Origin of the sequence: Clostridium pasteurianum DSM 525 = ATCC 6013 (assembly GCF_000807255.1) — a bacterium.
Classification (GTDB): domain Bacteria; phylum Bacillota; class Clostridia; order Clostridiales; family Clostridiaceae; genus Clostridium_I; species Clostridium_I pasteurianum.
In genome coordinates this window covers 3,962,558-3,983,488 of record NZ_CP009268.1, presented here as the reverse complement: position 1 = coordinate 3,983,488, position 20,931 = coordinate 3,962,558, and the positions used below count along the sequence as shown (strand labels likewise).

General features: G+C 33.7%; 12 protein-coding genes, 6 tRNA genes and 3 rRNA genes. 20 read left to right on the top strand and 1 reads right to left on the bottom strand.

Going from position 1 to position 20,931, the window contains the following annotated elements:
* Positions 1-10 precede the first annotated feature (10 nt).
* The 19 genes from lysS to disA all read left to right on the top strand — a co-directional run bounded on the left by lysS (position 11) and on the right by disA (position 19,772).
* Positions 11-1,549: a lysine--tRNA ligase gene (gene lysS / locus CLPA_RS18115; protein ID WP_034830616.1), complete on the top strand. Its 1,539-nt coding sequence runs from the start codon at positions 11-13 to the stop codon at positions 1,547-1,549.
* A 252-nt stretch (positions 1,550-1,801) separates the two neighbouring features.
* A tRNA-Asn gene (locus tag CLPA_RS18110) sits at positions 1,802-1,876 on the top strand.
* Positions 1,877-2,166: 290 nt separating this feature from the next.
* Positions 2,167-3,558, top strand: a complete 1,392-nt coding sequence (locus CLPA_RS18105) for a glycine--tRNA ligase (RefSeq protein WP_004455598.1) — start codon at positions 2,167-2,169, stop codon at positions 3,556-3,558.
* A 776-nt stretch (positions 3,559-4,334) separates the two neighbouring features.
* Positions 4,335-5,714, top strand: a complete 1,380-nt coding sequence (murD, locus tag CLPA_RS18095) for a UDP-N-acetylmuramoyl-L-alanine--D-glutamate ligase (protein ID WP_004455600.1) — start codon at positions 4,335-4,337, stop codon at positions 5,712-5,714.
* Positions 5,715-5,944: 230 nt separating this feature from the next.
* A tRNA-Ile gene (locus CLPA_RS18090) sits at positions 5,945-6,021 on the top strand.
* Between the two features lie 3 nt (positions 6,022-6,024).
* Positions 6,025-6,100 (top strand) — tRNA-Ala (locus CLPA_RS18085).
* 709 nt (positions 6,101-6,809) lie between these two features.
* Positions 6,810-8,316, top strand: a 16S ribosomal RNA gene (locus tag CLPA_RS18080).
* 108 nt (positions 8,317-8,424) lie between these two features.
* A tRNA-Ala gene (locus CLPA_RS18075) sits at positions 8,425-8,500 on the top strand.
* A 5-nt stretch (positions 8,501-8,505) separates the two neighbouring features.
* Positions 8,506-8,582 (top strand) — tRNA-Ile (locus tag CLPA_RS18070).
* Positions 8,583-8,743: 161 nt separating this feature from the next.
* Positions 8,744-11,641: ribosomal RNA gene (locus CLPA_RS18065) — 23S ribosomal RNA — on the top strand.
* Between the two features lie 193 nt (positions 11,642-11,834).
* A 5S ribosomal RNA gene (gene rrf / locus CLPA_RS18060) occupies positions 11,835-11,951 on the top strand.
* Together the 16S, 23S and 5S rRNA genes with 3 tRNA genes alongside form the textbook arrangement of a ribosomal RNA operon.
* Positions 11,952-11,960: 9 nt before the next feature.
* A tRNA-Asn gene (locus CLPA_RS18055) sits at positions 11,961-12,035 on the top strand.
* A gap of 144 nt (positions 12,036-12,179) precedes the next feature.
* Positions 12,180-12,437: a hypothetical protein gene (locus CLPA_RS18050; protein ID WP_003447943.1), complete on the top strand. Its 258-nt coding sequence runs from the start codon at positions 12,180-12,182 to the stop codon at positions 12,435-12,437.
* 149 nt (positions 12,438-12,586) lie between these two features.
* Positions 12,587-13,045, top strand: coding sequence for a CtsR family transcriptional regulator (locus CLPA_RS18045; protein ID WP_003447944.1), 459 nt, complete (start codon positions 12,587-12,589; stop codon positions 13,043-13,045).
* A gap of 73 nt (positions 13,046-13,118) precedes the next feature.
* The gene (locus CLPA_RS18040) at positions 13,119-13,634 is read left to right on the top strand and encodes a UvrB/UvrC motif-containing protein (protein WP_003447946.1); all 516 of its coding nucleotides are present in this window, start codon (positions 13,119-13,121) and stop codon (positions 13,632-13,634) included.
* 17 nt (positions 13,635-13,651) lie between these two features.
* The gene (locus tag CLPA_RS18035) at positions 13,652-14,674 is read left to right on the top strand and encodes a protein arginine kinase (RefSeq protein ID WP_003447948.1); all 1,023 of its coding nucleotides are present in this window, start codon (positions 13,652-13,654) and stop codon (positions 14,672-14,674) included.
* A gap of 12 nt (positions 14,675-14,686) precedes the next feature.
* Positions 14,687-17,125, top strand: coding sequence for an ATP-dependent Clp protease ATP-binding subunit (locus CLPA_RS18030; protein ID WP_003447949.1), 2,439 nt, complete (start codon positions 14,687-14,689; stop codon positions 17,123-17,125).
* Between the two features lie 205 nt (positions 17,126-17,330).
* Positions 17,331-18,683, top strand: coding sequence for a DNA repair protein RadA (gene radA / locus CLPA_RS18025; RefSeq protein WP_003447950.1), 1,353 nt, complete (start codon positions 17,331-17,333; stop codon positions 18,681-18,683).
* A gap of 15 nt (positions 18,684-18,698) precedes the next feature.
* A complete protein-coding gene (gene disA / locus CLPA_RS18020) occupies positions 18,699-19,772 on the top strand; it encodes a DNA integrity scanning diadenylate cyclase DisA (protein ID WP_003447951.1) in 1,074 nt (357 codons plus the stop codon).
* Positions 19,773-19,816: 44 nt separating this feature from the next.
* On the opposite strand, the gene CLPA_RS18015 is transcribed toward disA, so the two are convergent.
* Positions 19,817-20,221 carry a nucleoside triphosphate pyrophosphohydrolase family protein gene (locus CLPA_RS18015; RefSeq protein ID WP_003447952.1) on the bottom strand — a complete coding sequence of 135 codons (405 nt, stop codon included), beginning with the start codon at positions 20,219-20,221 and terminating at the stop codon, positions 19,817-19,819.
* A gap of 145 nt (positions 20,222-20,366) precedes the next feature.
* Here CLPA_RS18015 and CLPA_RS18010 point away from each other — a divergent pair, with 145 nt between their 5' ends.
* Entirely contained in the window at positions 20,367-20,837 is a 471-nt protein-coding gene (locus CLPA_RS18010) for a CarD family transcriptional regulator (RefSeq protein WP_003447953.1), read from the top strand.
* Positions 20,838-20,931: the final 94 nt, after the last annotated feature.

Below are 20,931 nucleotides of genomic sequence, written 5' to 3'. Positions count from 1 at the left end.
AGGTATAGTAATGTCAAATGAAAAAAAGTCATTGACAAAAGAAGAAATTAAAATGCAGAGGCTTCAAGCTAAAGCAGAAGCTGAGATGAATGATTTATTGAAAGAAAGAAGGCAAAAGTTATCTGATCTTCAAGCAGCAGGTAAAGATCCTTTTGATGTTTATACTGTAGACAGGAGTCATACGTCAGAACAAATAAAGGAAAATTATGATGAACTTGAAGGAGAAACTGTAACTGTTGCAGGAAGGCTTATGTCCAAAAGAGTACATGGAAAAGCAGGCTTTTCAGATATTTATGATAGATATGGCAAGATACAGCTGTATATAAAGATAGATGATGTAGGGGAAGAAAAACTTAAAAGTTATAAAACTTTTGATATAGGAGATTTTGTATCTATAACGGGTACAGTGTTTAAAACAAAAACAGGAGAAGTCAGCATACATATTACAGACTTTGAACTGCTGTCTAAGTCTTTAAAACCTCTTCCAGAAAAGTTCCATGGATTGAAAGATCCAGATTTGAGGTACAGACAGAGATATGTTGATCTTATAATAAATAAAGAAGTAAGGGATACTTTCTTTAAAAGAACAGCTATTATAAAAGCTATAAGAGAATTTTTGGACAATAGAGATTATCTTGAGGTTGAAACACCTATACTATCACCTATAGCAGGTGGTGCGGCAGCTAGACCTTTTAATACTCATCACAATGCATTAGATATAGATATGTATCTTAGAATAGCTACAGAATTATATCTAAAGAGACTTATTGTTGGTGGCTTTGAAAGAGTATATGAAATAGGTAAGAATTTTAGAAATGAAGGAATTGATGTAAGACATAATCCTGAATTTACTGCAATAGAATTATATGAAGCTTATGCTGATTACAATGATATGATGGAAATAACAGAAAATATGGTTGCCTATGTTTGTGAAAAAGTTCTTGGTACCACTAAAGTAACATATCAAGGTACTGAAATAGATTTTAAACCTCCATGGAAGAGAATAACTATGGTAGATGCAGTTAAAGAGTATTCATCTGTTGATTTTAATAATATTAATACAGACGAGGAAGCAAGATCTATAGCTAAGGAAAAAGGACTTGAACTTAAAAAGAAGCTTGAAGATTGTACAAAAGGAGATATTTTAAATCAGCTTTTTGAAGATTATTGTGAAGATAAACTTATACAACCTACTTTTATATGTGATTATCCAGTAGAAATATCACCACTCACTAAGAAAAAGAGAGGTAATGAAGAGTTTACAGAAAGATTTGAAGGTTTTGTATTTGGAAGAGAAATATGTAATGCCTATTCAGAACTTAATGATCCAATAGTTCAAAAGGATAGATTCATACAGCAGCTTAGAGAAAGAGAACTAGGTGATGATGAAGCCTATATGATGGATGATGATTTTATTAATGCTTTGGAGATTGGAATGCCGCCTACAGGTGGACTTGGAATAGGTATTGATAGACTTATAATGTTCCTAACAGATGCTTATTCTATAAGGGATGTAATATTGTTCCCAACAATGAAGCCATTAGCTTAGTGACAGTCTTATACAATTATTGTATCAGTATAATGCCTAGACTTCCATGAAAGTCTAGGCATTATTTTATGTAGTTATTTTGAAGATTAAATATTGTTATTTTAAATTTTTATTGAGTACATATATCTTATGGGCAACAGTTATTTTTAGACTAAATAAAAAGTTATAAAAATTTTAAAATAATCCTTGCTTTTTTAGAATATATTGTTATAATAATATATGTGAGTGGCGAGAGTGTTACTCAAAAAATAATCCGCGATAGCTCAACGGTGGAGCACTCGGCTGTTAACCGATAGGTTGAAGGTTCGAATCCTTTTCGCGGAGCCATTTTTATTTTTTGTATGTTTTAAATCTAAAAACCATCTAGATTAATTTTATAAGGTTTAATCTAGTATAATAAATGCACAATGATTAAGAAAAGTATTTTTAAAATTCTTTTAGAGAGGTCATGTATGCTGGAAATGACTAGAATTTTAAATTGAATGGAACTTTTGAGTGTAAGAAAAGGATAAAGTAGGGCTAATGCCAACAAGGGTGGAACCGCGGAATTTAATTTCGTCCCTTGATGGTAGTAGTCCTTTTGTAATTATTCTAAAATATTTTAGGAGGTTTTATGTATGTCTTTTGAAAAAACAATGGATAAGATAGTTTCACTTGCAAAAAATAGAGGATTTATATTTCCTGGGTCTGATATATATGGAGGATTGGCAAATTCTTGGGATTATGGTCCTTTAGGAGTTGAACTTAAAAATAATGTGAAAAAAACTTGGTGGAAAAAATTTATACAAGAAAGTTCCTATAATGTTGGAATTGATTGTGCTATACTCATGAATAGTGAGGTGTGGGTAGCCTCAGGTCATGTTGGTGGATTTTCGGACCCACTTATGGATTGTAAAGATTGTAAATCAAGATTTAGAGCTGATAAACTTGTAGAAGAGCATATGGCAGAACAAGGCATAGATGATGTAAGTGCTGATGGTTTTACAAATGAAGAGTTAAAGGATTATATAGAGAAAAACAACATAGTTTGTCCTAAATGTGGTAAAAGTAATTTTACTGATATAAGAAAATTTAACTTAATGTTTAAAACATTTCAGGGAGTTACAGAAGATGCTAAATCTGAAATATTTTTGAGACCGGAAACAGCTCAGGGGATATTTGTAAATTTTAAAAATGTTCAAAGAAGCTCAAGAAAAAAAGTTCCTTTTGGTATAGGTCAAATTGGTAAGGCTTTTAGAAATGAAATTACACCTGGGAATTTTACTTTTAGAACAAGAGAGTTTGAACAGATGGAATTGGAGTTTTTCTGCAAGCCAGGAACTGATTTAGAGTGGTTCAATTATTGGAAAGATTATAGCTTTAACTTTTTATTGAATTTAGGTGCTAATAAGGAAAACTTAAGAATTAGAGATCATTCCCCAGAAGAATTGGTTTTTTATAGTAAGGCAACTTCTGATATAGAATATAAATTCCCTTTTGGATGGGGAGAATTATGGGGAATAGCAGATAGAACTGATTATGACTTAACTAAGCATATGGATCATTCAGGAGAAGACTTAAACTACTTGGATCCATCTACTAATGAAAAATATATACCTTATGTTATTGAACCATCATTAGGAGCAGATAGAGTGACATTGGCATTTTTAGTAGATGCTTATGATGAAGAAGAGCTTGAAGGTGGAGAGACAAGAACTGTTCTACATTTACATCCAGCTTTAGCACCATTTAAAGCAGCAATACTTCCGCTTAGTAAGAAACTTTCAGATAAATCTATGGAAGTATATGATAAATTAAGTAAAACATTTAATGTGGATTATGATGAAGCTGGAAGTATAGGTAAAAGATATAGAAGAGAAGATGAGATAGGAACTCCTTATTGTATAACTATAGATTTTGATACTCTAGAGGATGAGTCTGTTACTGTCAGAGATAGAGACACTATGAAGCAAGTAAGAATAAAAATAGAAGATTTAGAAAAATTTATAGAAGATAAATTGAGTTTTTAGAATGTAAGTATAAGCACTATGAAATAATGTATCAGGATAAATTTCATGGTGCTTTTTATTTGGATTTTAAAATGTATTATAATTTGATAAATAATCTATATAAATTTAAAAATGTGTAAAAATTTATATTAATTTCAATAAAGATTATAAATAAAAAAAGAGCCGGATACAAAATCCGACTAAATAGGGTTTAATCATGGGGATATGTTATATGTTCAATTAAAACTTGGGGAATTATATTAATGTTTTCCTTACGGCACATGCATAGTATACCATAATAAAGTCGAATTTTGCAATACAATGCAATGAAGTTGAAAAATTAAATAAATTCACACAATTTTAATATTAATGATTTTACCAGTTATATAATAGACTTATACAATTACTTATTACTAAACTAATAATTCCAACTAGTAAGGCAGTATATTTTGAATTTCTATTATACTTGGAATTAGAAATTAATATTATATTTATTATTACACCCATGGGAAATGGAATTTTATAATTTATGGTTATATATACTTGGCTTATTAGCCATATAAAAATAAGTTTTGTTACATAAAAATTTTCTGCCTTATGATTTTTGGAATAAGATATATATATTAATGGGCTCGAAAGTATTAATGATAAAAAAGACATTAAGCATCACTTATTATAATTAATTTCAATAAATTATATGATATATTTATAATAAAATATTAGTTTTGTTTAAAAAAATTTTTTTAGTGTTATAATTTAAATAAGATAGCTTATAAATAATATTTTCGGGGGTAATTATGAGCAGAAATTTTGATGATTTTAAAAAGTTTATAAATAATAAAAAAACTGCAGTTGTAGGAATCGGTATAAGCAATAGACCTCTAATTAATTTTTTGTTAGAATTGGGAGCTGAAGTAACAGCTTTTGATAAAAAAACAAAAGATGAGATAGGTGATGCTGTTAATGAATTTACTCAAAGAGGAGTGAAATTGGTTCTCGGGAAAAATTATTTGGATTTTCTTGAAGGGTATAAAGTAATATTTAAAACTCCTTCTATGAGAATAGATAGTCCTGCATTGGTTAAAGCAAAAAAAAGTGGAGCATATATAACTTCCGAAATGGAAGAGTTCGTTAAATATTGCCCTGCTAAAATTATTGGAGTTACAGGAAGTGATGGTAAAACTACCACTACAACTTTGATATATAATATCCTTAAAGAAGAAGGTTACAAAACATGGGTGGGAGGAAATATAGGAACTCCATTATTTGCGAATATTACAGATATAAGTGAAAAGGATAGGGTAGTTTTGGAATTGTCAAGTTTTCAACTTATGACTATGGATGTATCTCCTCAAATATCTGTTATAACAAATTTAAGTCCAAATCACTTGGATATCCATAAGGATATGGATGAATATGTAAATGCAAAAAAAAATATATATAGATTTCAAAATAAAGATGATTTACTTGTAGTAAATAGAGATAATGCAATTACAGCTTACATGATAAATGAAGCAAAAGGAAAAGTTATGGAGTTTAGTAGAAAATGTAGAATAAATAATGGAGCATATTTTAGTGATGGGAAACTATATATATTACAAAAGTTCGTTTGCAATAAAGAAGATATAATAATAAAAGGAATGCATAATGTGGAGAACTTTTTAGCAGCTTTTTGTGCTACTGTAGATGATGCTAGTATTGAATCTATGAAAAAAATAGCAACTACATTTTCTGGTGTGGAGCATAGAGCTGAATTTGTAAGGGAACTTAATGGAGTTAAATATTATAATGATTCTATCGCTTCTAGTCCTACTAGAACATTAGCAAGTTTAAGAGCCTTTGAAAGGAAAGTTATATTAATTGCTGGTGGATATGATAAAAATATTCCTTTTGAACCGTTAGCTGAACAAGGACTAAGTATGATTAAAAAACTTATACTTTTAGGTAATACAAAAGATAAGATAGAAAACACATTTAGTCAAGTGATGAATAAAAGACAAATGTATATTCCTATAATTAAAGTTAATACATTAGAGGAAGCTATAAATACTGCCAAAAATGAAGCTAGCGAAGGTGATATAGTTACGCTTTCACCGTCTTGTGCAAGTTTTGATATGTTTCCTAATTTTGAAGTGAGAGGGAATAAATTTAAAGAAATTGTGAAAAAAATGAAATAGATAAATTATTAAATAAAATAATTTAAAAAAACAGTTGACAAAATACATCAATCCATATATAATTGATTACTGTAATGAGCTTGTAGCACATGAAAATGTGATTTGCATTTTAAGTCTAATAGTTATTTTAAAGGTATATATTATTGTTGCTTTGTTTGGTAATTGGAAAATATACTTTGTTTTATGATAAATATTGTGGCTTTACATTTAGCTTATTAATAAGTGATTAAGGATCTTTAGCTCAGTTGGTTAGAGCAACCGGCTCATAACCGGTTGGTCCGGGGTTCGAGTCCCTGAAGGTCCACCATATGGGGGTATAGCTCAGCTGGGAGAGCATCTGCCTTGCACGCAGAGGGTCAAGAGTTCGAATCTCTTTATCTCCACCAAAAATCAGCCTATTAATAGGCTGATTTTTTTATAGAGTCATATTTTTATTTTATATAATATTGATTTTACAATAATTTGTTCTATCTCATCCTCTGTTAAAGAGTGATTTTTTTACAAAATTAAAAATTTCAGCTTTATTTTATATGAGATGTATATGCATTGTGAAGCGGCTTTTTGATTATTCTAAAACTAAAAATAGTTATTGAAATCTAATTTTTAATAATTAAATGGATATTAAAGTTCATAAATATTTATTACTTTGGAGAAAGTAATTATAATTTTAACATTAAAATTATAAAGAGGATCAATATGTATAAATTTATTAATAAGAAATAAAAAAAACGCTACCAAGTGTATCTGTATAAGAAAAATCAAGTATTGATGAGAAATTATAAGATTACATGAGATAAACACAAAAAATAAGAGATATGTGTTATTCATATATATTTATTTATGATAGAATACTACTTGTCGTTTGGAGAGAGAACAACTTTCTGATTAATAATAAAAAGTTATTAAAAAGTAGTTGACATCAAATGATTATTTTGATAGACTATAACAGTCGCAAGTAGATATAATGATCTTTGAAAATTAAACAGAGTATAAGAATAGTAAGTAAACCAGCAATTCTTTAGATTTTAAGAAATTAAAATTGAGAGTAACAAACTCTTCATTGAGAAGAGAAGCGATGAGCTAACATCAAACTTATAAATTGAGAGTTTGATCCTGGCTCAGGACGAACGCTGGCGGCGTGCTTAACACATGCAAGTCGAGCGAGAAACCTTCGGGTTTCTAGCGGCGGACGGGTGAGTAACACGTGGGTAACCTGCCTCAAAGAGGGGAATAGCCTCCCGAAAGGGAGATTAATACCGCATAATATTAAAGTTTCACATGGAGCTTTAATTAAAGGAGTAATCCGCTTTGAGATGGACCCGCGGCGCATTAGCTAGTTGGAGAGGTAACGGCTCACCAAGGCGACGATGCGTAGCCGACCTGAGAGGGTGATCGGCCACATTGGAACTGAGACACGGTCCAGACTCCTACGGGAGGCAGCAGTGGGGAATATTGCACAATGGGCGAAAGCCTGATGCAGCAACGCCGCGTGAGTGATGACGGTCTTCGGATTGTAAAGCTCTGTCTTTTGGGACGATAATGACGGTACCAAAGGAGGAAGCCACGGCTAACTACGTGCCAGCAGCCGCGGTAATACGTAGGTGGCAAGCGTTGTCCGGATTTACTGGGCGTAAAGGATGTGTAGGCGGATACTTAAGTGAGATGTGAAAGCCCCGGGCTCAACCTGGGGACTGCATTTCAAACTGGGTATCTAGAGTGCAGGAGAGGAAAGCGGAATTCCTAGTGTAGCGGTGAAATGCGTAGAGATTAGGAAGAACATCAGTGGCGAAGGCGGCTTTCTGGACTGTAACTGACGCTGAGGCATGAAAGCGTGGGGAGCAAACAGGATTAGATACCCTGGTAGTCCACGCCGTAAACGATGAGTACTAGGTGTAGGAGGTATCGACTCCTTCTGTGCCGCAGTTAACACAATAAGTACTCCGCCTGGGAAGTACGGTCGCAAGATTAAAACTCAAAGGAATTGACGGGGGCCCGCACAAGCAGCGGAGCATGTGGTTTAATTCGAAGCAACGCGAAGAACCTTACCTAGACTTGACATCTCCTGAATAGCGTAGAGATACGTGAAGCCCTTCGGGGCAGGAAGACAGGTGGTGCATGGTTGTCGTCAGCTCGTGTCGTGAGATGTTGGGTTAAGTCCCGCAACGAGCGCAACCCTTATCATTAGTTGCTACCATTAAGTTGAGCACTCTAGTGAGACTGCCCGGGTTAACCGGGAGGAAGGCGGGGATGACGTCAAATCATCATGCCCCTTATGTCTAGGGCTACACACGTGCTACAATGGTGAGAACAACGAGATGCAATACCGTGAGGTGGAGCTAAACTTGAAAACTCATCCCAGTTCGGATTGCAGGCTGAAATTCGCCTGCATGAAGTTGGAGTTGCTAGTAATCGCGAATCAGAATGTCGCGGTGAATACGTTCCCGGGCCTTGTACACACCGCCCGTCACACCATGAGAGCTGGTAACACCCGAAGTCCGTGAGGTAACCTTTATGGGGCCAGCGGCCGAAGGTGGGATTAGTGATTGGGGTGAAGTCGTAACAAGGTAGCCGTAGGAGAACCTGCGGCTGGATCACCTCCTTTCTAAGGAGTAATTGCAGCAGGATAACTGTTGTATACACTGGTTGCTTACTCTTATCTCTGTTTAATTTTGAGAGATTAATATTATATATTAATTCTCAATAGTAATATGGGGGTATAGCTCAGCTGGGAGAGCATCTGCCTTGCACGCAGAGGGTCAAGAGTTCGAATCTCTTTATCTCCACCATTTATGGGCTTATAGCTCAGCTGGTTAGAGCGCACGCCTGATAAGCGTGAGGTCGATGGTTCGAGTCCATTTAAGCCCACCATTTTGGAGTAATATCCAAAATAAATTGTACTTTGAAAATTGCATAGAGAAACAAAGTAAAGTAAAAAATAATCCTTTGTATAATATGATTTTAATCGAAAGATTGAAATTAAAACAAATAAAGACTAAACTCTAAAAGGCTAACGCCTAAAAGAGTAACAAGGTCAAGCTACAAAGGGCGCATGGTGAATGCCTTGGCACTAGAAGTCGAAGAAGGACGTGACAAGCTGCGATAAGCTTCGGGTAGGCGCAAATAGCCTGTGATCCGGAGATTTCCGAATGGGGCAACCCACATGTTTAACGACATGTACTGTATACTGAATTCATAGGTATATGGAGACATACCCGGGGAACTGAAACATCTAAGTACCCGGAGGAAGAGAAAGAAATATCGATTTTCTTAGTAGCGGCGAGCGAAAAGGAATCAGCCCAAACCAGGGACTTTGTCCCTGGGGTTGTGGATAGATCATCACTGCATAATATCTTAACCGAAGAGTTCTGGAAAGCTCTACCGCAGAAGGTAATAGTCCTGTAGGTTAAAAGAGAAAATTGCAAGATCTAATCCAGAGTACCACGAGACACGTGAAACCTTGTGGGAAGCTGGGAGGACCACCTCCCAAGGCTAAATACTAACTAGTGACCGATAGTGAAGCAGTACCGTGAGGGAAAGGTGAAAAGAACCCCGGAAGGGGAGTGAAATAGAACCTGAAACCGTGTGCCTACAACCGGTCGTAGCACTTTTTATGTGTGACGACGTGCTTTTTGTAGAACGAGCCAGCGAGTTACGGTATGCAGCAAGGTTAAGCACTTATGGTGCGCAGCCGAAGGGAAACCAAGTCTTAACAGGGCGACTAGTTGCATGCTGTAGACCCGAAACCGGGTGACCTATCCATGGCCAGGTTGAAGCGGAAGTAAAATTCCGTGGAGGACCGAACCACATTGGTGTTGAAAAACCATGGGATGAGCTGTGGATAGCGGAGAAATTCCAATCGAACTCGGAGATAGCTGGTTCTCCTCGAAATAGCTTTAGGGCTAGCGTCGATTAATTGAGTTATGGAGGTAGAGCACTGAATGAGGTAGGGGCTGACAACAGTTACTGAACTCTATCAAACTCCGAATGCCATATACTTTTATTTCGGCAGTCAGACTGCGAATGATAAGATCCGTAGTCAAAAGGGAAACAGCCCAGATCATCAGCTAAGGTCCCAAAGTGTAAGTTAAGTGGTAAAGGATGTGGGATTTCTAAGACAACTAGGATGTTGGCTCAGAAGCAGCCACTCATTTAAAGAGTGCGTAATAGCTCACTAGTCAAGAGATCCTGCGCCGAAAATGTCCGGGGCTAAAACTTACCACCGAAGCTATGGGCTCGTAAGAGCGGTAGAGGAGCTTCCTGCACCGGTTGAAGTCGTACCGTAAGGAGCGGTGGACAGTGCAGGAGTGAGTATGCTGGCATAAGTAGCGAGAACTAAGTGAGAATCTTAGTGGTCGAAAACCTAAGGTTTCCTGAGGAAGGCTCGTCCGCTCAGGGTTAGTCGGGTCCTAAGCCGAGGCCGAAAGGCGTAGGTGATGGATAATCGGTTGATATTCCGATACCACCTTTCTCCGTTATGAGAGATGGGGTGACGCAGAAGGATAAGATGTGCGCACTATTGGATGTGCGTCTAAGCACTAAGACGTGCAGGCTGGCAAATCCGCCTGATTAGTCAAGGTGTTATGGGGAGCTAATTTTTAGCGAAGTATCTGATTTCACACTGCCAAGAAAAGCCTCTATCAAGGAAAAAGGTGCCCGTACCGCAAACCGACACAGGTAGGTGAGGAGAGAATCCTAAGACCATCGGAAGAATCGTTGTTAAGGAACTCGGCAAATTGACCCCGTAACTTCGGGAGAAGGGGTGCCTGCTTTTAGCAGGCCGCAGAGGATAGGCCCAAGCAACTGTTTAGCAAAAACACAGGTCTCTGCTAAAGCGAAAGCTGATGTATAGGGGCTGACGCCTGCCCGGTGCTGGAAGGTTAAGGGGATCCGTAAGAGTAATCGAAGCGGTGAACTTAAGCCCCAGTAAACGGCGGCCGTAACTATAACGGTCCTAAGGTAGCGAAATTCCTTGTCGGGTAAGTTCCGACCCGCACGAATGGCGTAATGATTTGGGCACTGTCTCAACAACGAATCCGGCGAAATTGTAGTGCAAGTGAAGATGCTTGCTACCCGCGATTGGACGGAAAGACCCCGTAGAGCTTTACTGTAGTTTAGCATTGAGTTTCGGTATTGTCTGTACAGGATAGGTGGGAGACTGGGATACAGTGGCGTCAGCTGCTGAGGAGTCGACCTTGGGATACCACCCTGACAGTACTGGAATTCTAACCGGAGGCCATGAAGCTGGTCACGGGACATTGCTAGATGGGCAGTTTGACTGGGGCGGTCGCCTCCTAAAAAGTAACGGAGGCGCCCAAAGGTTCCCTCAGCGCGGTTGGAAATCGCGCGAAGAGTGCAAAGGCAAAAGGGAGCCTGACTGCGACACAAACAAGTGGAGCAGGGACGAAAGTCGGGCTTAGTGATCCGGTGGTTCCTCGTGGGAGGGCCATCGCTCAACGGATAAAAGCTACCTCGGGGATAACAGGCTGATCTCCCCCAAGAGTCCACATCGACGGGGAGGTTTGGCACCTCGATGTCGGCTCGTCGCATCCTGGGGCTGAAGTAGGTCCCAAGGGTTGGGCTGTTCGCCCATTAAAGCGGCACGCGAGCTGGGTTCAGAACGTCGTGAGACAGTTCGGTCCCTATCCGTCGCGGGCGTAGGAAATTTGAGAGGAGCTGTCCTTAGTACGAGAGGACCGGGATGGACTGACCTCTGGTGCACCAGTTGTCACGCCAGTGGCACAGCTGGGTAGCTATGTCGGGAAGGGATAAACGCTGAAAGCATCTAAGCGTGAAGCCCACCTCAAGATAAGATTTCCCATAGCGTAAGCTAGTAAGACCCCTGAAAGAACATCAGGTTGATAGGTCAGAGGTGTAAGTGCAGTAATGTATTCAGCTGACTGATACTAATAGGTCGAGGGCTTGACCAAAATAAAACGAAGAAATAAAATTACTTTACCAGTTACTATGCAATTTTGAGAGTATAATTTTTTAGTTAAAAATTAAGAATTAAGAGTTTAGGAAAAAACTCCCAAGGAGTTTTAAAAGATTAAATTAAAGGAATTCCATAGGAATTTCATCAATAATTCTCAACTTTTAACTATTCACTCTTAACTTAATATATCCAGTGTCTATGACTTAGAGGTAACACTCCTTCCCATTCCGAACAGGCAGGTTAAGCTCTAATGTGCTGATGGTACTGCAGGGGAAGCCCTGTGGAAGAGTAGGTCGACGCTGGGTTCACAATGATCCGCGATAGCTCAACGGTGGAGCACTCGGCTGTTAACCGATAGGTTGAAGGTTCGAATCCTTTTCGCGGAGCCATTTTATTTTTTGAGTATAATATAATTATTGATAAAAAACGTTAATTACATTTGTGTAATTAACGTTTTTTTAGTAAAATCATTCCAGGCATATTTTTAGAAATATAACAAAAAATAAAATAAAATCTTTAAAGGAGAGTTCCTAATGTCAGAATATAAATTAGAAGTTAAAGGTTTTATTACCCTAAATGATTATGGAAATATATATGATTATATAGGTATCGTTGGGATGAATGATAAATTTACAATAACTATAGATTATTTAGATGAAAAAAATATGGATTTAATTAAGAGTATGTTAAAATATAAAGATTTTATAGTAACAGACAGTGGTAAAAGTGAGGATGGTAATTACTATATACAAGCGCAGAGAAATGATAATGAATATAAAAACAATATTTAGAGTTTATTGGCAAAACTTATAAAAATTTTAAAAAAATATTACAATATAAGTTCAAAAATATTATTGATAAATTTATAAATTGGATGTATAATAAAATAAAAGTCAAAGAAAGTCAAAGATAATTAAATCTGTAACAGGAGGGATGCTCTATGATAAGGCTATCTGACATTATAGAAAGTTTTATAAAAGAAATGATGGCAGAAGCAGATAAAAATGAATTGGAAATACAGCGAAATGAATTAGCTAATCAATTTAGTTGTGCACCTTCTCAGATAAATTATGTATTAACGACGAGATTTACTACGGAGAAAGGATATTATATTGAAAGTAAGCGAGGTGGGGGAGGATGTATTCGTATAAAAAAAATAGAATACATCGAAAATAAACCGCTTGCCGATGTTATTATAGAAAAGATAGGTAATAACATAACTTATAGTAAAGGAGTACAAATTATTGAAGCTTTAAAAGATGCAGATATTATATCCAATAGAGAAGTAAATATATTAAAATTAGCTATAAATGATAGGACTTTGTCAATAGTTAATGATTTAAGAAATAAGGTCAGAGCTGAAATTTTAAAAGCTACTATAGTGGCTATAATGTTGTAGGTTTACAGTTAATGGAATAAAATATATAATGATAGTATATAAATTTCTCATTATAGGGAAGGATTGAAAAGGTATGTTATGTGAAATGTGTAAAAAGAAAGAAGCTACTTTTTTTATAACTAAAATTGTAAATGGTAATAAACAACAAATCTGTTTATGTGAAAATTGTGCTAAAGAATTTGATGGATTTAATGTTTCAGGAGAAATAGGAATAATATCACCTTTTTCACTTCAAAATATACTAAGTGGACTTATGAATTATATGACTGATACCCCAAATGTCTATAAAGAGTCTCAGGTAAGATGTCAGAATTGTGGTATGACTTTAGATAAATTTAAAAAAACTGGATTATTGGGATGTAGTGAATGTTATAAAAATTTTAATTCTACTGTAAATCCAGTTATATATAGAGTACAAGGAAAAGTAGAACATGTTGGCAAAATACCTAAAAAATCTGGAAAGGGAATAATTGAAAGAAAGAGAATAATAAATTTAAAGGAAGATTTACAAAAAGCTATTGCTCTTGAAAATTATGAGGAAGCGGCAAAAATTAGAGATAAAATTAGGTCACTAGAAGATAATAAATAAGAGAGGGGGTATATAATATGCAGAATTGGTTAAAATGTGATGATAGCCCTGATAATTTAGTTATAAGTAGTAGAATAAGATTGGCTAGAAACATTAAAAATGAACCATTTCCAGATAGTCTTGATGCAAATAAAGCTAGAGAAATTGTAAATCATGTAGAAGATGCCTTTTTTACATCTTCTCATATAAATAATGAGTTTAAGAGTATACATTTATGGGATTATGATAAAATTTACAATAAATCTTTTATAGAAAAACATCTAGTTAGTAATAAATTGATAGATAATAAAGATAAGTCGGCTTTTATTGTAGATAGTAATGAAACAGTTAGTATTATGATAAATGAAGAAGATCATATAAGATTGCAATGTATAAGTTCTGGGTTTAATCTAGAAGAAATTTTAAATTATTCAAATAAATTTGATGATCTTTTAGAAGAAAAGATAGAATATGCTTTTGATGAAAAATTAGGATATTTAACAGCTTGTCCTACGAATGTTGGAACTGGACTTAGGGCCTCAGTAATGATACATTTGCCTGTTCTTACGATGAATAATCAAATTAATGGAGTATTGAATGCATTAACTCAAGTTGGAATGACAATTAGAGGTTTATATGGAGAAGGTTCTGGAGCATATGGTAATTTATATCAAATTTCTAACCAAACAACACTTGGAATAAGTGAAGAAGATATTTTATCAAACTTAAAAGCAGTTGTAAATCAACTTATTAATCAAGAAAAACTTTCAAGAGAACAAGCACTAAATAAATATAATTATGAATTAGAGGATAAAATATTTAGATCATTAGGTATTTTAAAATCTGCTAGAATTATGGATTCAAAAGAATGCTTAAAGTTATTGTCCGATGTAAGGATGGGAGTGGAAATGGGAATTATTAAAGAAATAAATAAAAATTTACTTAATGACTTGCTAGTAAACACTCAATCCGCTACACTTAGTATTATATATGAAAATAAACTAAATGAAAAAGACTTAAACATAAAAAGAGCAGATTATATTAGAAAAAAATTAAATTAGGTGGTGAATAATATGTTTAGCAATAGGTTTAATGAAAGAACAGAAAAAGTATTGTTTTATGCTAAAGAAGAAGCTCAAATGTTTCAACATGGATATATAGGGACTGAGCACATACTTCTTGGTATATTAAAAGAAGAAAATGGAATATCAAAGAAGATACTTAATAATTTAGGTATAACAATTGATGCCGTAAGAAATTTAATTGCTGAATATGAAGGCAAAGGAGATGTGGATTTATATAGAAATGAAGTTCCATTAACTCCAAGGACTAAAAGGTTATTAGAAATTAGTGCCCTTGAAGCTACAAATTTAAATCACAATTATATAAGTCCAGAACATATACTGTTAGCTTTAATAAGAGAAGGAGAAGGCGTGGCCTTTACAATACTGGGAAATTTAAATGCTGATTTTGATAGATTAAGAAAAGAAATTTTAGAAAAATTAGCTGCTGGAGAGGGTAATGTTTCAAATAATAAGACTTCTAATTCAACAAATAATTCTACTCCTGCATTAAACCAATTTGGAAGAGATCTTACATTAATGGCTGCCGAGGGAAAGCTTGATCCAGTTATAGGAAGAGATGGTGAAACCCAGAGAGTTTTAGAGATACTTTGCAGAAGAACAAAAAATAATCCTTGCTTAATTGGTGATCCTGGTGTTGGTAAAACGGCTATAGCAGAAGGCCTAGCACAGAGAATTGTATCCGGGAATATTCCAGAAATATTAAAAGATAAAAGAGTAATTACTTTAGATATATCTTCTATGGTAGCTGGTTCAAAATATAGAGGTGAATTTGAAGAAAGGTTAAAAAGAGTTATGACTGAAATAAGAAACTCTGGAAATGTAATTCTTTTTATCGATGAAATTCATACTATAATTGGAGCTGGAGGTGCTGAGGGAGCTATAGACGCATCTAATATACTAAAACCTTCTTTGGCTAGAGGTGAAATACAATGTATTGGAGCTACAACTATTGATGAATATAGAAAATATATAGAAAAAGATTCTGCATTAGAAAGAAGATTTCAGCCAGTAACTGTTGGGGAACCATCTAAAGAAGAAGCTGTTCTTATATTAAAGGGCCTGAGAGATAAATATGAAGCTCATCATAGAGTTAAAATTACAGATGATGCTCTCGAAGCAGCAGTAAATTTATCAGATAGATATATTACAGATAGATATTTGCCGGATAAGGCAATAGATTTAATTGATGAGGCTGGAGCAAAAGTTAGAATAGAAAATCTTACTGCACCACCAGATTTAAAAAATCAAGAAGAAGAACTGGAAAAAACAGAAAAAGAAAAAGCAGATGCTATAAGATTACAGGATTTTGAGAAAGCTGCAAGGCTTAGAGATAAAGAGAAAGAATTAAAAGAAAAAATAGAGGATTTTAAAAAGAATTGGAAAAATAGAAAAGATGTGAAAAACCATATTGTAGCTGAAGCACAAATAGCTGCTGTAGTAGCAAAGTGGGCTAATATACCAGTTGAAAAGCTTACTGAAAAAGAATCAGAAAAATTATTAAAACTGGAAGAAATACTTCACAAGAGGGTAATAGGACAAAATGAGGCAGTAAAATCAGTGTCTAGAGCTGTAAGAAGAGCAAGAGTGGGATTGAAGGATCCAAAGCGACCTATAGGTTCATTTATATTTTTAGGACCAACAGGTGTAGGAAAAACAGAATTGTCAAAAGCTTTAGCAGAGGCTATGTTTGGTGATGAAAACAGTATAATTAGAATAGATATGTCTGAATACATGGAAAAACATACTGTTTCAAGATTAATTGGATCACCTCCAGGATATGTAGGCTTTGATGACGGCGGACAGTTAACAGAAAAAGTTAGAAGAAAGCCATATTCAGTAGTACTATTTGATGAAATAGAAAAAGCTCATCCAGATGTATTTAATATTTTACTTCAGATTCTTGAGGATGGAAGATTAACAGATGGTAAAGGAAAAACTGTTAATTTCAGAAATACAATAATAATCTTGACATCAAATGTGGGGGCTTCAACTATTAAAAAACAGAAATCCTTAGGATTTGCTGTGAATAATAATGAAGTAGAAGATGAATATGAAAAAATGAAAGAAAATGTTATGGAAGAATTAAAGAGGTCTTTTAGACCGGAATTCTTAAATAGAATTGATGACATAATTGTATTCCATCAACTTTTAGAAGAAGATTTACAGGAAGTTGTGAAACTTATGTTACAATCTGTAAGTGTTAGATTGAGTGATCAGGATATCAATATTAAGTTTACAGAAGAGGCAGAAAAGCTATTAGCTAAAAAAGGATTTGATCCGACTTATGGAGCAAGACCTCTAAGAAGAACTATAACAAAGATAGTTGAAGATAAAATATCAGAAGAAATATTAAATGGATCACTTAGTAAGGGAGATAGTGTTTCAGTTACTGTTAATGACAATAAGTTGGAATTTTCTAAAGCTTAAATTGTATTAGGCAGAGTTTACTTAGGTTTCTCTGCCTTTTCTTTTAAGCTTTTATATTTTTACTGTAGATTGTATAATCTTCTATAAATTTATTTTATATAGAATTTCTAGATATAAGATAAAATTCAGAAAAGTTTTTAATTAATAGATAACAAAGACGTGAAAATATTGTATAATATTTTATGTAGTAATAGGAGGTGTATTAATGCCTAAAAATAAAACTACTTTTATATGTCAGGAATGTGGATATGAATCTTTGAAGTGGATGGGTAAGTGTCCTAGTTGCGGAAATTGGAATAGTTTTGTAGAGGAGTTAGCAAAATCAAATAAGAATAATGTATTTTTGGATAAAAATAATGAGTCTAAATGTATAGTTAATATAAAATCGGGAGAACATGAGAGATATGATACTGATATAAAAGAATTAAACAGGGTATTAGGTGGAGGTTTAGTAAAAGGATCATTAACATTAATTTCAGGAGCACCTGGTATTGGTAAGTCGACTTTATTGTTGCAAACGGCTAATAATATTGCTGAAAAATATGGAAAGGTATTATATGTATCAGGGGAAGAGTCCGAAGAGCAAATCAAAATGAGAAGCGATAGACTGGGTATAATCTCTAGTAATTTATTTGTTTTTTCTGAAATCAATATGGACATTATTCTAAATCAAATAGAACAATTAAAACCTATATTTGTTATTATTGATTCAATTCAAACAATTTTCAAACCTTCCATAACTTCTGCTCCGGGAAGTGTATCACAAGTTAGGGAATGTGCCAATGAAATAATGAGAACAGGTAAAATTAAGGGGATTTCTTTTTTTATAGTGGCGCATGTTACAAAGCAAGGTGAATTAGCTGGACCTAGAGTACTAGAACATATGGTTGATAGTGTTCTTTCTTTTGAGGGTCAGAGAACTGAAGAGTTTAGAATATTGAGGACTATAAAAAATCGTTTTGGGACTACTAGTGAAATTGGTGTTTTTGAAATGGAGGAGGAAGGTCTTGTAGAAGTAAATAATCCCTCTAATGTTTTTTTGGAAGAAACTAGTTTCAAACAAGAAGGATCTATTGTAATAGGAATTATGGAAGGAACTAGACCTATTCTAGTTGAAATTCAAGCTTTAGTAAGTGAAACCAAAGCTATTATGCCAAGAAGAACGGCTGTTGGTATTGATTCTTCAAGACTTAATTTGATACTAGCCGTATTAGAAAAAAAATTAAAAATATCTTTTTATAATTGTGATGTTTATGTTAATGTAGTTGGTGGTTTGAATATAACTGGAACTTTTGCTGATTTAGGATTAGCTCTGGCCTTAATTTCAAGTGTAAAAGGCAGAAGTATAAATATAGATAGAATGATAGCAATCGGAGAAATAGGACTTACAGGAGAAATAAGACCTATTTCATATTGTGATAGAATTGTAAATGAGGCAGAAAAAATGGGATTTGAAAATATCGTAATTCCTAAAAGAAATAGAGAAAAAATAAAAAGGAATAATATAAATGTAATTGGAGTATCTTCATTGAGAGAAGTTATAAATAAAGTATTTTAGATAAGGTGATATAAGGTGAATGAATTAAGATTAAAAAAAGACAAAGAACTTATGGGTGTTTTAAAAATGATGGCACCAGGAACTCCATTAAGAGAAGGATTAGAAAATATTTTGAGGGCAAAGACTGGTGGATTAATAGTATTAGGTGATAATTCAGAAATTTTAAGTATAATGGATGGAGGATTTAAAATAAATTCAGAGTATAGTCCATCTTATGTATATGAATTAGCCAAAATGGATGGAGCCATAGTTTTAAGTTCGGATTTAAGAAAAATATTAAGTGCAAATGTTCAGCTTATACCAGATTCATCAATACCTACTTTTGAAACGGGAACAAGACATAGAACTGCACATAGGGTTGCAAAACAAACTGGGAATATAGTAGTAGCCATATCTCAGCGAAGGAATGTAATAACTATCTATAAAGATGATATAAAATATGTACTTAGAGATAGCAGTATTATATTAGGCAAAGCTAACCAGGCATTACAAACTCTTGAAAAATATGTATCGGTTTTAGATAGAGTTGTAACGAATTTAAACTTATTGGAATTTCAAGATTTAGCTACTCTTTTTGATGTAGTAACGTCCATTCAAAGAACAGAGATGGTTATGAGAATAGTATCAGAAATTGAGAGGTATATATGTGAACTTGGAAATGAAGGAAGACTTATTTCAATGCAGTTAAATGAATTGGCTAAAAATGTAGAGCAAGATGGAATGCTTCTTATAAGAGATTATTGTGAAGATGATGTTGATTATAAAGAAGTACAGAAAGTTATACAGAGTATGAATTCGGATGAATTTTTAGATTTAGACATAATATCAAAGCTAATAGGATATCAAGGAGTCCCATTGGTTGATACACTTATTTCCCCTAGAGGTTATAGAATGATAAATAAGATACCTAGAATACCAAGTAATGTAATAGAAAATTTAGTTAAACATTTTAAAGAATTAAAGGCTGTTATGGAAGCCTCTTATGAAGAGTTGGATAACGTAGAGGGAATAGGTGAAGCAAGAGCAAAGGCAATAAAAAATGGACTTAGGAGACTTAGAGAACAATTTATTTTAAATAAGCAATTTTGATAAAAATAAGAGTTATACCATATACTTGTATAACTCCATGAATATTATCTTAGATTATATTTGCCTAAAGTATTAATTTTATCATATTCTTTTAATAAAATATCATATAAATTAAGGCCTAATGTATTGCAAAGAGAAGTCAAATAGAATAAATTAGTTCCAATCTCACTTTCTATTATATCTCTGCAATTTTCACATAGCTTTCCTTTTATGTGTGTTTGTAAACATTGACTTAAATTTTCAATGTTTAAGTCAGAGTCTTTACTCGGGAGTTTTTGTTTTTTAGCTTCTACACTTATACATCCACAATTAGTAACAGATTTTGCTATAGCTCTATTTATTCTACTTTCCGATTCCTGTAATTTAGTCATGATATCCAGCAGACTTCTATGTCTTATTAATGATTCATCAACATTATTTTGAAAATCATCAAAAATTATATCTTTCATTAAGCTCATCTCCCCTATAAATAATTAATATCCCTAAAATGATTATAGATTTTTTAATACAATTTTGTCAATAAAAGTATAGTACAAATTCTTAAGTACAACTATATAATAAATCAAGAGTACTTTTATTGATAGGGGGATTTGTATGCTAAAAGTTGGTGAAAATACATTTATTGCTAAATACGGAGCTGGAATTGTCACTTCGATGGAAGATAGGGAATTATATGGTAAAACGTATAATTATATAGTTATAACTTTTGTAGTTAATGGTATGAAATTCTATATACCTAAAGAGAGAATAAGTATGTATCCTATAAGAGAGCTATCTAGTAAAGATAAAATAAATTGTGCCTTAAGAATAATAGAAGATGATATAACTGAGATAAATAGTGATTGGAATAAAAGGTATAGAGGAAATAGAAAAAAAATAAATACAGGGAATATATTGAAAATAGCTGAAGTTATAAGAGATTTATATTATATGAAAGATAAAGAAGTGATGCCCCCTGGAGAAGAAAAAATATTAGAGGAAGCGGAAAATATGTTAGTAGGAGAAATAATGTTAGTTTTTAATTTAGATTTAAATACGGCATATGAATTAATTAGAAAAATTTAATATTTTATACAAAACGTTTACTTTTCTTGAAAATAATTTTTTGTTATAATATAGTAATAAGAAAAGTTATTTTTATATATGAATTTAAAAATTA

Coding starts and splice junctions, on each gene's coding strand:
- CLPA_RS18040 (WP_003447946.1), top strand. CDS start 13,119: ATGTTATGTGAAATGTGTAAAAAGAAAGAAGCTACTTTTTTTATAACT.
- CLPA_RS18030 (WP_003447949.1), top strand. CDS start 14,687: ATGTTTAGCAATAGGTTTAATGAAAGAACAGAAAAAGTATTGTTTTAT.
- murD (WP_004455600.1), top strand. CDS start 4,335: ATGAGCAGAAATTTTGATGATTTTAAAAAGTTTATAAATAATAAAAAA.
- radA (WP_003447950.1), top strand. CDS start 17,331: ATGCCTAAAAATAAAACTACTTTTATATGTCAGGAATGTGGATATGAA.
- CLPA_RS18010 (WP_003447953.1), top strand. CDS start 20,367: ATGCTAAAAGTTGGTGAAAATACATTTATTGCTAAATACGGAGCTGGA.
- lysS (WP_034830616.1), top strand. CDS start 11: ATGTCAAATGAAAAAAAGTCATTGACAAAAGAAGAAATTAAAATGCAG.
- CLPA_RS18105 (WP_004455598.1), top strand. CDS start 2,167: ATGTCTTTTGAAAAAACAATGGATAAGATAGTTTCACTTGCAAAAAAT.
- CLPA_RS18015 (WP_003447952.1), bottom strand. CDS start 20,221: ATGAAAGATATAATTTTTGATGATTTTCAAAATAATGTTGATGAATCA.
- CLPA_RS18050 (WP_003447943.1), top strand. CDS start 12,180: ATGTCAGAATATAAATTAGAAGTTAAAGGTTTTATTACCCTAAATGAT.
- CLPA_RS18045 (WP_003447944.1), top strand. CDS start 12,587: ATGATAAGGCTATCTGACATTATAGAAAGTTTTATAAAAGAAATGATG.
- CLPA_RS18035 (WP_003447948.1), top strand. CDS start 13,652: ATGCAGAATTGGTTAAAATGTGATGATAGCCCTGATAATTTAGTTATA.